This window comes from Sphingomonas immobilis (genome assembly GCF_030580995.1).
GTDB lineage: Bacteria > Pseudomonadota > Alphaproteobacteria > Sphingomonadales > Sphingomonadaceae > Sphingomonas > Sphingomonas immobilis.
Genome location: NZ_JAUQSZ010000014.1, coordinates 82,492 through 95,685, shown reverse-complemented (window position 1 = coordinate 95,685; position 13,194 = coordinate 82,492). Strand labels below are relative to the sequence as shown.

14 protein-coding genes are annotated in these 13,194 nt (G+C 62.9%); all 14 read left to right on the top strand.

Going from position 1 to position 13,194, the window contains the following annotated elements; genetic code table 11:
- The first annotated feature begins 11 nt into the window (after nucleotides 1–11).
- The 14 genes from Q5H94_RS18090 (at nucleotide 12) to Q5H94_RS18025 (ending at nucleotide 13,079) form a co-directional block, all read left to right on the top strand.
- On the top strand, nucleotides 12–374 hold the full coding sequence (locus Q5H94_RS18090; RefSeq protein ID WP_179563585.1) for a hypothetical protein: 363 nt from the start codon (nucleotides 12–14) through the stop codon (nucleotides 372–374).
- Nucleotides 371–1,054, top strand: a complete 684-nt coding sequence (locus tag Q5H94_RS18085; protein ID WP_179563584.1) for a lytic transglycosylase domain-containing protein — start codon at nucleotides 371–373, stop codon at nucleotides 1,052–1,054. The genes Q5H94_RS18090 and Q5H94_RS18085 overlap by 4 nt, the downstream gene beginning before the upstream one ends.
- Nucleotides 1,051–1,392, top strand: coding sequence for a TrbC/VirB2 family protein (locus Q5H94_RS18080; protein ID WP_179563583.1), 342 nt, complete (start codon nucleotides 1,051–1,053; stop codon nucleotides 1,390–1,392). Before Q5H94_RS18085 ends, Q5H94_RS18080 begins: the two co-directional genes overlap by 4 nt.
- 10 nt (nucleotides 1,393–1,402) lie before the next feature.
- Complete coding sequence (locus Q5H94_RS18075; protein WP_179563582.1) at nucleotides 1,403–1,738, top strand: VirB3 family type IV secretion system protein; 336 nt, start codon at nucleotides 1,403–1,405, stop codon at nucleotides 1,736–1,738.
- A complete protein-coding gene (locus Q5H94_RS18070; RefSeq protein WP_179563581.1) occupies nucleotides 1,731–4,148 on the top strand; it encodes a VirB4 family type IV secretion/conjugal transfer ATPase in 2,418 nt (805 codons plus the stop codon). Before Q5H94_RS18075 ends, Q5H94_RS18070 begins: the two co-directional genes overlap by 8 nt.
- Before the next feature lie 4 nt (nucleotides 4,149–4,152).
- Nucleotides 4,153–4,863 carry a TrbJ/VirB5 family protein gene (locus tag Q5H94_RS18065; protein ID WP_179563580.1) on the top strand — a complete coding sequence of 237 codons (711 nt, stop codon included), beginning with the start codon at nucleotides 4,153–4,155 and terminating at the stop codon, nucleotides 4,861–4,863.
- Nucleotides 4,860–5,087 carry an EexN family lipoprotein gene (locus Q5H94_RS18060; protein ID WP_179563579.1) on the top strand — a complete coding sequence of 76 codons (228 nt, stop codon included), beginning with the start codon at nucleotides 4,860–4,862 and terminating at the stop codon, nucleotides 5,085–5,087. The genes Q5H94_RS18065 and Q5H94_RS18060 overlap by 4 nt, the downstream gene beginning before the upstream one ends.
- A gap of 15 nt (nucleotides 5,088–5,102) precedes the next feature.
- Nucleotides 5,103–6,047: a TrbL/VirB6 family protein gene (locus Q5H94_RS18055; protein WP_174839267.1), complete on the top strand. Its 945-nt coding sequence runs from the start codon at nucleotides 5,103–5,105 to the stop codon at nucleotides 6,045–6,047.
- Between the two features lie 328 nt (nucleotides 6,048–6,375).
- A complete protein-coding gene (locus tag Q5H94_RS18050; protein ID WP_179563578.1) occupies nucleotides 6,376–7,065 on the top strand; it encodes a VirB8 family type IV secretion system protein in 690 nt (229 codons plus the stop codon).
- A complete protein-coding gene (gene virB9 / locus Q5H94_RS18045; protein ID WP_179563577.1) occupies nucleotides 7,062–7,919 on the top strand; it encodes a P-type conjugative transfer protein VirB9 in 858 nt (285 codons plus the stop codon). Before Q5H94_RS18050 ends, virB9 begins: the two co-directional genes overlap by 4 nt.
- 5 nt (nucleotides 7,920–7,924) lie before the next feature.
- Complete coding sequence (virB10, locus tag Q5H94_RS18040) at nucleotides 7,925–9,151, top strand: type IV secretion system protein VirB10 (protein ID WP_179563576.1); 1,227 nt, start codon at nucleotides 7,925–7,927, stop codon at nucleotides 9,149–9,151.
- 2 nt (nucleotides 9,152–9,153) lie between these two features.
- Nucleotides 9,154–10,158: a P-type DNA transfer ATPase VirB11 gene (gene virB11, locus Q5H94_RS18035; protein ID WP_179563575.1), complete on the top strand. Its 1,005-nt coding sequence runs from the start codon at nucleotides 9,154–9,156 to the stop codon at nucleotides 10,156–10,158.
- Between the two features lie 19 nt (nucleotides 10,159–10,177).
- Nucleotides 10,178–12,136, top strand: coding sequence for a type IV secretory system conjugative DNA transfer family protein (locus Q5H94_RS18030; RefSeq protein ID WP_304562682.1), 1,959 nt, complete (start codon nucleotides 10,178–10,180; stop codon nucleotides 12,134–12,136).
- The gene (locus Q5H94_RS18025; protein WP_179563574.1) at nucleotides 12,117–13,079 is read left to right on the top strand and encodes an LPD7 domain-containing protein; all 963 of its coding nucleotides are present in this window, start codon (nucleotides 12,117–12,119) and stop codon (nucleotides 13,077–13,079) included. The genes Q5H94_RS18030 and Q5H94_RS18025 overlap by 20 nt, the downstream gene beginning before the upstream one ends.
- Nucleotides 13,080–13,194: the final 115 nt, after the last annotated feature.

The following is a 13,194-nucleotide window of genomic DNA, read 5'->3' as shown; positions in this document are numbered from 1 at the left end:
GGAGAAATCGGATGCAGCGCCTGCACATCGCCCTTGCCGTGCCGTTCGTGGCGATGTCCGCCCAGACGGTTCCGGCGCGAGCCAACGATCTTGGCTGCCAGGTTCTGCTTTGCCTCGCAAATCCGGGCGGTGCGATGCAATACGGCGCGTGCATCCCCCCGATGACCAAGCTTTGGCAAAAGCTGGCGACCGGCGGCTCCTTTCCCGGCTGTAGCGGCGGCGGTGTCGCGAAGACCAAGGTTTACGACCGTGACTCCGCCACCCGCCGCCGTGTCGTGATGACGTTTGCCGATGGTCGGCAACAAACCTATTCGCTTGCCAATATCGAGCGCGTTACGCCGGCCCCGTATCCAGCCAGAATGGGTTCACAATGATCCTGCAACTGGCCAGCGTCGTTGCCCTCGCGCAGCAATGCGCGCCATCGGTCGCGCCGGAAACACTGGTTTCCGTCGTGCATACCGAAAGCAAGTTCGACACATTGGCCATCGGCGTAAACGCCCGCGGCATCCGACCCGAAAGACCCGCGACGCCTGCGGCGGCCGCCCGGATCGCCCGATCGTTGATCGCCAAGGGATATAATATCGACCTCGGCCTCGGGCAGATCAACAGCGCCAATCTTCGATGGCTGGGTCTCTCGGTCGAGGATACATTCGATCCCTGTCGCAATCTCGCCGCAGCAGCGCGGGTCCTGTCGAGCAACTTTCTTGACGCGGCGCGCACCCAGGGTTCGTCCGATCGCGCGATCTCCGTTGCTCTCTCGATGTACAATACCGGAAGTCAGGCCCGTGGCTTTGGCAACGGCTATGTGGCGAGAGTCTATGCGAGCTCTGCGGTCATTATTCCCGCGATCAGGGGATTGGCGCCAACCGGCGCAGGCTCGGCCAGGTCCACCCCTCCAATACCCGCATCCGAAACGCCAATCCAGGAGCCTCGCATTGTGCAGACGGCGGTGAAAGCACCGCGGTCCTGGGACATTTCCGCAGGCGCCCAAACCGCCTCGATGATGGTGTTTGGTGACGGGACGCCGGCATCGAGAGAAGGACCGACCGAATGACAATTCCCGCTTCGACCATATCGATCTGGCTCCCGCCACGTCGCCGCGCTTTCGTCCAGACGCTGGCGCTCATCGCCACCGCCATCCTGGTTTCGATGCTGCTGAGCGACCCCGCGCATGCCCAGGCGGCCGATGGCGTCACGTCGATGGCCGAGAATATCAAGACCTGGCTGACCGGCACATTTGCCAAGACGATCGCGGTGATCGCGGTCGTCATCGTCGGCTTCATGTTCTTCACGGGCCGTGCCAGCCTCGGTCTCCTCGTGACGGTCATTGTCGGTATCTTCATCGTGTTCAGCGCGCAGTGGATCGTCGATACCATCACCGGCGGCGCGTGAGTGCGCCGCGATGGACGACGAAAAGCTTAGGGAAGAGACACTCTTCCTGGCCGTGACCCGACCAACGATGTGGTTGGGCGTACCGATCGAGGCATCGCTGCCGATCGCGCTGGCAGCGTGCCTGACCCTCATCATCACCGGCAACCCGCTCTACGCTTTCGCATTGGCCGGTGCGTTTCTGACGATTGCCCGACTGATTGTCCGGCACGACGCCAACGCGTTTCGACTGCTGTGGCTGTGGACGACGACCAAGGCGCGCTGCCGCAACCGCGGCTGGTGGGGCGGCAGCTCCTACTCTCCCCTGCCGATCGACGGGGCGAAGCGCCCGGGCTTCGCACGTGGCTAGCCGGGCCAGCGCATTGAGCGGAGCGACAGCCCGCACGCCATGGCGGATCCTCAAACAAGAGGCCGACCCGGCGCGTTACCTGCCCTATGCGCGCCATATCGACGAGAACGTCATCGCGCTCGACGGGCGCGACCTCATGATGATGTTCAAGCTCGAAGGCATGGCGTTTGAAACCGCCGACCCTGTCCATCTCAACGACTGGCACGAGAAGCTCAACGGTACGCTGCGCAATATTGCCGACGACCGCCTCGCGATCTGGACCCACATCGTTCGCCGGCCGATCACGGACTATCCCGAAGGCGAGTTCCGCTCGGCTTTTGCGGCCGACCTCGATGCAAAATATCGTGCGCGCGTCACCGCCAAGCGGATGTTTGTCAACGAACTGTACCTCACCCTGATCATGCGCCCGTCCGTGGGATCGGCCGACCGCACCGGCGTGCTGCTTCGCCGTCTGGCGTCGGCACGCAAGGAAGGGACCGAGGTGGACGAGGATGAGCTCGCACGCTTCGAGGACAAGGCGCGCGATATCGAGAAGCTCCTCGCACGCTGCCGGCCTCGGCGTCTGCACCTCTACGAGCATAACGGCCTGATGTTCTCCCAACCGCTCGAGGTGCTCGAGCTGGTAATGATGGGCCGCGCCGGCAGAGTGCCGCTGGTCCGCGGCCATCTCGGTTCCGCCATCTATGGGGAACGCGTGATCTTCGGCCGCGAGACGGTCGAGGTGCGCGCGCATGATACGAGCCGCTTTGTCGGTCTGTTCGGTATCCGCGAATATCCGGCCATGACGCGACCCGGCCAGATGAACGCGCTCCTTAGCCAGGACTTCGCGTTCGTTGTCACGCAGTCCTTTGCGTTCATGGGCAAGGCGCGGGCCTCCGAGCGCCTGCGGCGGCGCCAGAACCAGATGGCATCGACCGAGGATGCCGCTGCAAGTCAGGCGCTTGAGTTGGCGGACGCGGCCGACGATCTGCAGAGCAATCGCTTTGTCCTGGGCGAGCATCATTTCTCGCTCGCGGTCTTCGGTGAAAATCAGAAACGCCTAGCCGAAAATCTTTCGACGGCACGGGCTGCGCTCGCCGATGCCGGTCTGGTCTCGGCGCGGGAAGGCCCGGCGCTGGAAGCCGCTTTCTGGTCGCAGCTTCCGGGCAACTTTGCGTGGCGTGCGCGGCCGGCGGCGATCACGTCGCGCAATTTCGCCGCTCTCTCCCCCTTCCACACCTTTCCTGCCGGCAAGGCGGAGGGCAATCATTGGGGCGCTGCCATCGCTTTGATGAAGACCGCGGCTCAGTCCCCCTTCTACTTCAATTTTCATGTGAACGATCTCGGCCATACGCTGATCATCGGTCCGTCGGGAGGCGGCAAGACTGTCGTCCAGAATTTCCTGATGGCGCAGCTCGAGAAAACCGGCGCGCAGCAGATCTTCATCGACAAGGACCGAGGCGCCGAAATCTATGTACGGTCATCCGGTGGCACGTATCTGGCGCTGCGTAACGGCGTGCCGACAGGCTTCGCTCCGCTCCGCGCGCTCGAGCAGACCCCGGGCAATATCGTCTTCCTCGGCAGGCTGATCCGGCATCTGGTGACCCCCTCGGGCATCCAGCTCGGCGTCACGCAGGAGCGGATGATCGACGAGGGCATCCTCTCGATCGGGCGCCTTCCCCCGGAAGAACGGTCCATCCTCGCGCTACGCCAATTGCTCGGACAACGTGATCCGGAAGGTATCGGGGCACGGCTTGAGAAATGGTCACGGGGCGGAGCGCTTGGCTGGGTGTTCGACAATGACCGCGACGAGTTGACGCTCGAGGCCAGGTTCATCGGTTTCGACATGACGGATTTCCTCGACAATCCCGAGATCCGCACGCCGCTGATGATGTACATGTTCCACCGGATCGATGCCCTGCTCGATGGCCGCCGGCTCGTAATCGATATCGACGAGTTCTGGAAGGCGCTGGGCGATGATGCCTTCCGCGCCTTCGCGCAGGATGGCCTCAAGACATACCGGAAGCAGAATGCGTTTCTGGTCTTCGGGACGCAAAGCCCGGCCGACGCGCTGCGCTCGGACATCTCGCATAGCATCATGGAGCAGGTCGCCACCAAGATCCTCTTGCCCAACCCGCATGGCCGGGAGGTCGATTATATCGATGGGCTTGGCCTCACCCGCGCCGAGTTCAAACTCATCAGAAACGATCTGATCCCCGAAAGCCGGCGCTTTCTGGTCAAGCAGGGTCACGATTCCATCGTCGTGGAACTCGATCTCGGCGGGCTGTCCGACGAGCTGGCCGTCCTCTCGGGCACAACTGAGACCGTGGGAATCCTCGATCAGGTTCGCCGCGAACATGGCGACGATCCCAGCGACTGGCTGCCCGTCTTTCACGAGCGCCGCCGAGCCACCACCAGAAGGAAAGGATGAGGTCATGAAAGCATTACGAGCGCTCGCGATTGTCAGCGGACTGACGATGTCCATGCCGGCGTTCGCGCAAGGCATCCCGGTCTATGATTCCAGCACCTTCCTGCAGACGCTCTCGACCGTGAAGAACACCCTGTCGATGATCGAGCAGGGCAAACAGCAGATTTCGCAGGCGACCGAGCTCTACAACAGCGTCAACAAGCTGACGAACGTCAACCAGATCGCGTCGTCCCTGAACACCGATGCCGTTCGCCACCTCTTGCCGAGCGAAGCACGGGATATTCAGCGCCTCATGTCATCTGACACCACGGGCCTCGGTAGCCTTGGGACCGCCGCAGATCGGATCCGTATCAGCAACCGCGTCGAGCTTCCCGAACTGCGCCCGGATGCGACGGCTTTCGAGCGGTCGAACCGCGATTCCATCTCTCGAAATGGTGACATGGCGGCGCGCGACGCGGCCATTGCCGAGGCAGCGTATGGCGTCACCGCCCAGCGGACGACAGGTCTCGAGGAACTGCGCTCGTCGCTCGACACCGCGTCAGACGCGAAGGACGTGATGGATATCCAAGCCCGTGTCGGCGTGGAAAATGCTCATATCCAGAACGACGCAGTGCAACTTCAGGCGCTCACAATGAGGCAGCAGGCGGAGCAGCGGATTCGATCGCAGCAGGAGAGCGAGCAAATCTTAGCAAGAAAGCTTGGGAGCCTCCATCAATGAAGGCAACCATCTTCAAGGCATTCGCGCTTTTGGTCCCGGCATTTCTGGTCGCGTGCCAACCCCCTGCGCGCGGAAAGGATTACCTCAAAGCCCACCCCCAAGAGCTCGCGGAAGTCCTGAAGGCGTGCGCCGATGGCACGCATCGCGACGCACAGGAATGCTCGAACGCAGAGAGTGTGAAGACGCTTGATCAAAAGCTGCGCTCGCTGTCGCCGGCCCATTGACCGGGGAAAGATGAGATGGCCGACGGGCTCTTCACCACTCTCTACACCAACATCGACGGCAAGCTCGACATGTTCCTTAACGAGCGCTTGAACAATGTCATCGAGGTTGTGCGCGGCCCACTCGCGCTTGGTTTGGTCATCTATATTGCGCTGTTCGGCTACATGGTGATGCGCGGCATCGTCAGCGAGCCGTGGGGCGAGCTTGTCTACCGAATGGTGAAACTGTGTTTGCTCTACGTTGCGGCCACCACGGTCGCCTACACGGAGTGGGTAACTAATCCCCTGTTTCACGGCATGCCTGATGCGATCTCGCAGGCGTTGGCGGGGCATACCGTCACGAGCGTTGGCAACGTGTTCGACGACTATTTCAGCCAGTGTGACGTTATTATCGCGAGGATCGAGACCGAGGCGGCAACCTACAGCGATATCAACCCATACAAGCTCGTTTTGTACGTCCTGAGCCTCGGTCTTAAAGCGCTTGCCGGACTATCTGCGGCGATCGGCTTCTCCATCACCGTTTTCGCGAAGGTGGCACTGGCCATCATCATCGCGCTCGGACCGATCTTCATCGCCCTTTCGCTCTTCGAGACCACGCGAAGGCTATTTCACGGCTGGCTCGGGCAGGCCTTCAACTTCATTGTGCTGATGGCAGTGATCATCGCGATCACGGCCTTGATCACTGACCTTGGTGCTACCGCGATTACCGCATCCGAAGGTGTTGGAGACGCCGCCTTGGGTGCGGTGCTGTTCGCCGTTTATATTTTCTTGGGAACGATCTTCTTTTTCCAGGCGCCGTCAATCGCGACCGGCATTGCCGGGGGCGCGTCCGCCGGCATCGGCGCCTTCGCCGGCTCTGCGTGGGGGTCCATGGCGGCACCGTTCCAGCAACGCCGTATCGCTCGCAACAGTCGCAATCTCGAACGGGCCGCTCAGCGCGGCGGTTCGGTGAGCCGCGCATGAGGAAGGAACACCCAATGACGAGGCCGTCCACGATAGTCCGTGCGCTCCGACGATCGGCGGTCGTCATCGCCCTGCTCCCGACACTCGCCCAAGGGGCTTCCGGGCCGAAGAAACTGCCCGTCTGCAATGGCAAGCACCTGCGCGACGTCAACATCTATGGGAGCGTACTGCCGGGCTCGCCGATCCCCGCCGTGGTGGTGCCCCCTGCCCCACCACCCGTGCCACAGATCAAGCAACCAGCTGATCGCGGCACACCGCCCCCGCCCGTTCCTTTGTCCGAGAAGACATCGGCGCGAGCAGCTCCCAGCACCTATGGAAGTTGCTGATCATGCGGAATCAGACCGAAGGCGTGCCGGCCAAGGACGCCGAACTCTATTTCGGCCATGCCCGATCCTGGGATCAGGACCGCCAGCGTAAATCGTTGCGGTCCGAACGCATCGCCTGGGTGGTAGCTGGCCTGGGCCTGCTTGCCGCGACCGCGGAGGGTTTCGCACTCGCGGGCCTTGCGCCGCTGAAGACGGTCATGCCGTACATCATTCGCGTCAATCAGACGACGGGCGCCGTCGACGTGCAGACCACCGTCACCCAGAAGCCGATGCGCTATGATGAGGCGGTCACGAAATTTTTCCTCGCGCAATATGTCCGGACCCGGGAAAGCTGGTTGCCGGCGGCGGCCGAAGAGAATTTCCGGGCCGTCACTATCCTGTCCGAACCAGGCGAGCAGCAACGCTGGGGCCGGTTTTTCAGCTCGAACAACGCCGCAAGCCCACAGGTCGTGTGGGGCAAGAGCGCGGTCGTCCAGGCCCGCGTGCGCAATATCGCCTTCATCAACGATCGTGTTGCCAACGTCCGCTTCACGCGGACAGTGCAGACCGACACCGATACGCAAAGCAGCGACTGGATCGCGACCGTCACCTTCCGGTACACGAACGCGCCGATGGCGGAGGGCGACCGCTATCGCAACCCATTGGGGTTCCAGGTCGAGAATTACCGCGCGGACCCCGAGGTGGTGCGGTGAACCGCCTTCTTCCATTAGCGAGCCTTATCGCCATTATGGCGACACCCGCGCTCGCGGAGGACACGCCGCGCGGTGGGCCGGCGGATCCACGCGTGAAGTTCGTCGAATATCAGGAGACCCAGGTCTACCGGATCGTCGGCACATTCCGGACAGCGACCCAGGTCGTGCTTGGCGCCGACGAGACGATTGAACATGTCGCGCTCGGCGACACCGTCTCCTGGGAAGTGGCGGTTGCCGGTCACATTCTGTTCCTGAAACCCCGTGAGCGGGCGGGACCAACGAACCTTATCGTCACGACCAATCGCGGGGGTGAGCTGCGCAACTACGCCTTCGAACTGACGGCGCGCCGAGGACCCATCGGCAGCGGGAGCCGTGATACATTCTTCCAGGTTCGGTTTCGCTACCCGCGCGATGAAGCTGATCGTGCCGCTCGCATGCGCGCGACGCAGGAAGCACAGCGCGTCGCGGCATTGCAGGCGAGCGCCGTTCGGGGAGCCCTTGACCACGGCGTCATCGATGGACCGCGTAATCTGAACTACAAGGTCCAGGGTGCGAGCGATCTTCAGCCGTCGGAGATCTCCGACAACGGCCAGTTCACGGTCCTGCGTTTTCCCGGCAACCACGAAATCCCGGCGATTTATCTCGTGCGCCCGGACGGCTCGGAGACGTTGGTCCCATTCGATGTCCGGGACGAGTTCGTGGTCGTTCACGCTGTGGCGGCTCAACTGCGTCTGCGCCGGAACCGGGAGGTGCTGTGCATCTATAATCTCGCGCCAACACCTTACGGCGTCGATCACGGCACCAACACAGCGTCGCCGCATGTCGAACGCACCATACAAGACCCGAAGGAGTGAGCGCGATGGACGAGTCTGCGGCCGAGGCCCCTCGTCGCCCGCAAGGCGATCCAACACCTGAACGCGACGAAATCATCCGCGAGCGCGGCATCGATCCGATCGGTGGGATGACACCGGCAAAGCGGAACACCGCCCTGATTTTCGCGGGAACGGCGATGGTTCTCGGCATCTTGTGGGTCAACTCGGGGCCAAGCACCAACAATGCCGGCAGCCTGATGGGCAAACCGGAGTCGATGGCCAAACGCCCCGATCTGGCAGCGCGCGAGACCGTCGCGTATGATGCCGTCGCGGCGAAACCCAAGCCGCTTGGCGCTCTCGCCGCAGATCCCAACGCACCCGTCATCAATCCTCCACCTGGCACGCAGGTCGTTGGCCCTGACGGACAGATCGTTCCTGCCATGCAACCGGGCGCAGCGCCGGCAGGCGCGCCGCAGAATACGCGGCAGAACCTGGCCGACCAGGCACGGCGATCGACATTGATCGCCTATGGAGGGCGCGATGCGCTTCAGCCATCGGGCGGTGGAAGTGGCGCAGGTAGCGGCACCGCCAGTCCGGACGGCGGCGATGGTGCTAACGATACGGCCGCCCGCGGCGCACCCAATGCGCTCGACGCGCTTCGACAGAGTTCGGCGGTCGGCGAGGCACGGGCCTCGATGCTGCCCAACCGCAATTATCTCGTCACCGCCGGCACGCTGATCCCGTGCATCCTCCAGACAGCGATGAATTCTGCGCAGCCCGGTTACACCTCGTGCCTGATTCCGCGCGACGTCTATTCGGAGAATGGCCGTGTCGTGCTCATGGAAAAGGGCACCAAAGTCCTCGGCGAATATCATGGCGGCATCCAGCAAGGGCAGAACCGCCTGTTCGTGTTGTGGACGCGGGCCGTCACGCCGCAGGGCGTGCGCATCGACCTGGCTTCGCCGGGGTCGGACGCCCTTGGCCGCGCCGGCATCGCCGGGTCCGTGGACACCTTCTTCTGGGCGCGCTTCGGTAGCGCGTTGCTGCTCTCGCTGGTCGACGACGCCGCTTATATCGCCGGGCAGTCCGTTTCAGGTGGCAGCAACAACTTCAATAATACGACCCGGACCCCGAGCGAGGGGGCGAGCATTGCACTCCAGAACAGCATCAATATCCGACCGGTGCTGAAGAAAAACCAGGGCGAGGAGGTCGGGATCTTCGTCGCCAAGGACTTCAACTTCGCCGACGTCTACAATCTCGAGTTGCGGCGCTGAGGATGAGCGATACCGCTGTCCTGCGCCATTATCTCGCGCCGATCCTGCCGCTGCTGGAGCCGGTCGAGGTCACCGAACTGGTGATCAACAAGCCCGGCGAAGTCGGCATCGAGGATCATCGCGGTTGGCATTGGCATAGCGTCGCCGAACTCGACAGCGATTGGCTGGCGACGCTGGCCGTCGCGGCCGCAAGCTTCACCCGGCAGGACGTCAATGCCGAGACCCCGATCTGCTCGACGATCTTGCCGGGCGGAGAGCGGTGCCAGATCGTCATACCCTCGGTGACCCCGAATGGCGCGCCGTCCTTCACGGTGCGCAAGCCTTCCCGGGTCAATCTGGCGATCGATCAGCTCGAGCAGACCGGCCTGTTCAAGGGAACTCGCTCTGCGGCGTGCGGTCTTGGCGAAGTCGATGCTCAATTGGTGGCACAGCGCGACGCCGGTGACTGGCCGTCCTTCTTCAGGACCGCCGTCGCCGCCCGCAAAAACATCCTGGTGAGCGGCGCGACCGGCTCGGGCAAGACCACTTTTGCCAAGGCGCTGATCCAGTTGATCCCGCCCGACGAGCGGCTGCTCACGATCGAGGATACGCGCGAGCTTGTCGTCGAACACCGCAACGTCGTGCATATGGTCTATTCGAGCGAGCGACAGGGCCTGGCCAAGGTCGGCCCGAAGCAGCTGCTTGAAAGTGCGCTGCGCATGCGGCCCGATCGCATTCTGTTGCAAGAACTGCGCGACGGGACTGCCTTTTTCTATCTGCGCAACGTGAACTCGGGTCACCCCGGCTCGATTACAACCGTCCATGCCGGTTCAGCGATGGGCGCTTTCGAGCAGCTCACCTTGCTGGTGAAGGAGTCCGAAGGCGGGCGCGATCTGGCCCGCGACGATATCCGTGGGTTGTTGCACATGTTGGTCGACGTCGTCGTCCAGACCCGCAAGCGCGCCGGAAAATTCGAAGTCGAGGAGGTGTATTTTGACCCGCCTGTCGGACGCGCGACCGCTCACTAAGGTCGCGATCGTCGCGGGGATGCTCGCGGCAACCGTTTTGGCATGTGCCTTGTGCGCGGTGCTGGTCGCGCTCGTCGGCCTCAACCAGATCGGCCCGCGCACGCAGGTCTCGGCGATACCCGGATGGCTCTGGTACTATCGCCGCGACCCGCTTCTGCATCTGTGGCTGGAGCGCGGTGCGCTGGTCAGCGGCGCAATCGCCTTCGTCATCCTGCTCATCATCCTGAAGCAGGGGCGCACGCTCCATGGCGAGGCACGGTTCGCGCGCGAAAGCGAGATCCGGCGCGAACATCTGCGCAGCAACAGCGGGATCATCGTCGGGCAGAAAGGCGGCCGCTATCTCGTTTTCGGCGGCACCGAACATGTCTTGCTTGAGGCACCGACGCGCGCCGGCAAGGGCGTCGGCGTAGTGATCCCCAATCTTCTGAGTTGGGCGGACTCGGTGGTGGTGCTTGATGTGAAGCGCGAGAATTGGGACATCACCGCAGGTTTTCGCGCGCGCCATGGCCAGTCGGTCTATCTGTTCGATCCGCTCGACCCCGAAGGGCGAAGCGCCCGCTACAATCCCTTGAGCTTCATCGACCGGCTCGACGACACCGATGTGATCAATGAACTCCAGAAGATCGGCGGCATGTTGTTTCCGGCTCCGGAAAAGGCTGATCCATTCTGGGCGGAAGCGGCGCGCGCCGCCTTTGTCGGCGTCGGCGCCCTTGTCGCGGCCAATCCCGCCCTCCCCTTCACGATCGGCGAAATCTATCGGCGACTGACGACGGGCGATCCGAAGGTCGAATTGCCGAAGGTCGTCGAAGAGGCGCAGAAGCGGGGGCAACGGCTGAGCCAGGCCTGTGTGTCGGCGCTGAGTGACTTCACCTCCGCGTCCGACAACACATTTTCGGGCATCAAGCAGACGATCACCTCGAAGCTCAATCTCTGGCTCAATCCCTATGTCGATGCCGCGACGTCAGAGACCGATTTCGATCTGCGCCAAATCCGCCGCGAGCGGATTTCGATCTATCTTGGCGTATCGCCCGACAATATTGATCGGATCGCGCCCGTCTATAACCTCTTTCTTCAGCAGCTGATCGATCTCAATACGCGGGAACTGCCTGAGAATGGCGGCCGCGTGCCGGTGCTCATTTTGCTCGATGAGTTCGCCCGCCTCGGCAAGGCACCGGTCATCGCGTCGGCGTTTTCCTACGTTGCAGGCTACGGGCTTCGCCTGTTGCCAGTCATCCAGAGCCGGTCCCAGCCCCGCGGTATCTATGGCGTGGATGTCACCGACGAGATCATCGCCAACTGCGGTCTGGAGATCGTATTCACACCCAAAGAACTGAAGGTCGCCAACGAACTTTCCGAGCGGCTCGGTTTTTTCACGATGAACGTCAAATCGAAGAGCCGGACGATCCATGGCCTGCTCGCCAACCGCAGCGTGTCGGAATCGGACCAGCGGCGCGCGCTGATGATGCCTCAGGAGCTGATGCAGATGCCCAAGGGCGACCTTCTGCTGATGCGCGGCGGGATTCCGCCCGTCAGGGGCCGCAAGATCGAGTATTTCCGCTCGAAGCGCTTCACGAGCCGGATCAGTGACCCGCCCAAGGTTGCGCCCCGTCCGATCGCGATTAACGCCGTGTCGTCCGCCGCCAAATTGGCAGGCGGGGCGAGCAGCAGCGATCCGTTAGCGCAGGCCCTTAGCGCGAAGCGGGCTGCTCTGTTGAACGACGGTCCAGCGACTGCGGCTGCGGAGCAGGCACAACCAAACTCGCGCGCGTTGACCGATGACGAACTGTCGGGCTTTGCCGAGATCACCGATGACATGTTGGTGCTCGGCAACATGGTGGATCTGCCACCCCCCGGCGATGAACAGGCCGCTATTGCCTTTGTCACGGCGATGACGGCCCGGGCCGTTCTCGAGCCCGTGGGTGCCGGCGCCCAATCTCCAGCATTTGTGACCGAGAGGCATGACCATGGCAGAGAGTGATCGCAAGCAATCGGGTACGGCGCGGACCACTACCAACAGCGTTGGCATCGACGCCGCCGAACGGCGCAAGGCGCGGGCGCCTGGGTCGGTTCCGCCGGAAAGGTCCTCGCCTGGGGGATCGAAGGGTCCCACTGAAGCGCCTGATCATGCCGGGGCTGTCGGTGTGCCGCGCCGCGCGCCCAAGGTGCATTCCCTCGAGGCGGGCGATGTGCCGGAGAGCGTGCGGAAGCGCTATTATGCCGACAAGGCAAAATGGTCGGGCGAACCCGCCTTTTTCACGACGGCGCAAGCAAAGGATCCCGCGTTTCGCGATCAGGGCCGGCGCTTGGTCACGGCGACGGAGAGCCAGGAGGTCGTCAAGGATCTGGTGGCGATCGCACAACACCGCAATTGGGATCGGATTCACGTCACGGGATCGGAAGAATTTCGGCGATCGGTCTGGATCGAGGCGAGTCAAAAGGGGCTGGAGGTACGTGGCTACAAGCCCAATGATCGCGATTTCCAGGAGCTCGACCGGCTCCGCGGAGAGACGAGCCGCAATACGATCGCGCCCATGGCAGCCCGTGACGTCGATGTCGCCCGTGGGTCAACCGGGATAAGCCGCCGGAGCGACGGCAATGGTTTGGAACGGCCCGATGCCCGGCGCGGCGATCGTGGCAACACGCCGAACGATCGTGCGGCCGACAGCCAGATGCGCGTGATGGAAGCGGTGATCCGACGGACGTTGTTCGACAATCCCGAAGCGGTCGCGCGGGTGATGACAGTTGCCCGCACGCAGCTCGATGCGCATATTGCGGCGGGACGGAACATCCGCCCGGCAATGGTCAAGGACGCCTCCCCGATCGTCAGGCAGGATATCGTCCGCGGCCGTGACCCAGCCACGCCCCCCATCCCTCGTCCAGGTCGCGAGCCCAAACCCCAGGAACGCAGCCGGTCTCGGTGATCCAAAATCGGTCTTTGTGCCGCAACCCCTCTACGACATATGGCTCAGGCGATCGGCTCCTGGTTTAAGAAACGCGACTTTTGTTCGTCTTCGCCGAACATTTATCACGATTGAT

Bases quoted from the DNA above. Each gene is read 5' to 3' on its own strand.
- Q5H94_RS18090 (WP_179563585.1), top strand. From the start codon at position 12: ATGCAGCGCCTGCACATCGCCCTTGCCGTGCCGTTCGTGGCGATGTCC.
- Q5H94_RS18085 (WP_179563584.1), top strand. From the start codon at position 371: ATGATCCTGCAACTGGCCAGCGTCGTTGCCCTCGCGCAGCAATGCGCG.
- Q5H94_RS18080 (WP_179563583.1), top strand. From the start codon at position 1,051: ATGACAATTCCCGCTTCGACCATATCGATCTGGCTCCCGCCACGTCGC.
- Q5H94_RS18075 (WP_179563582.1), top strand. From the start codon at position 1,403: ATGGACGACGAAAAGCTTAGGGAAGAGACACTCTTCCTGGCCGTGACC.
- Q5H94_RS18065 (WP_179563580.1), top strand. From the start codon at position 4,153: ATGAAAGCATTACGAGCGCTCGCGATTGTCAGCGGACTGACGATGTCC.
- Q5H94_RS18060 (WP_179563579.1), top strand. From the start codon at position 4,860: ATGAAGGCAACCATCTTCAAGGCATTCGCGCTTTTGGTCCCGGCATTT.
- Q5H94_RS18055 (WP_174839267.1), top strand. From the start codon at position 5,103: ATGGCCGACGGGCTCTTCACCACTCTCTACACCAACATCGACGGCAAG.
- Q5H94_RS18050 (WP_179563578.1), top strand. From the start codon at position 6,376: ATGCGGAATCAGACCGAAGGCGTGCCGGCCAAGGACGCCGAACTCTAT.
- virB10 (WP_179563576.1), top strand. From the start codon at position 7,925: ATGGACGAGTCTGCGGCCGAGGCCCCTCGTCGCCCGCAAGGCGATCCA.
- virB11 (WP_179563575.1), top strand. From the start codon at position 9,154: ATGAGCGATACCGCTGTCCTGCGCCATTATCTCGCGCCGATCCTGCCG.
- Q5H94_RS18030 (WP_304562682.1), top strand. From the start codon at position 10,178: ATGCTCGCGGCAACCGTTTTGGCATGTGCCTTGTGCGCGGTGCTGGTC.
- Q5H94_RS18025 (WP_179563574.1), top strand. From the start codon at position 12,117: ATGACCATGGCAGAGAGTGATCGCAAGCAATCGGGTACGGCGCGGACC.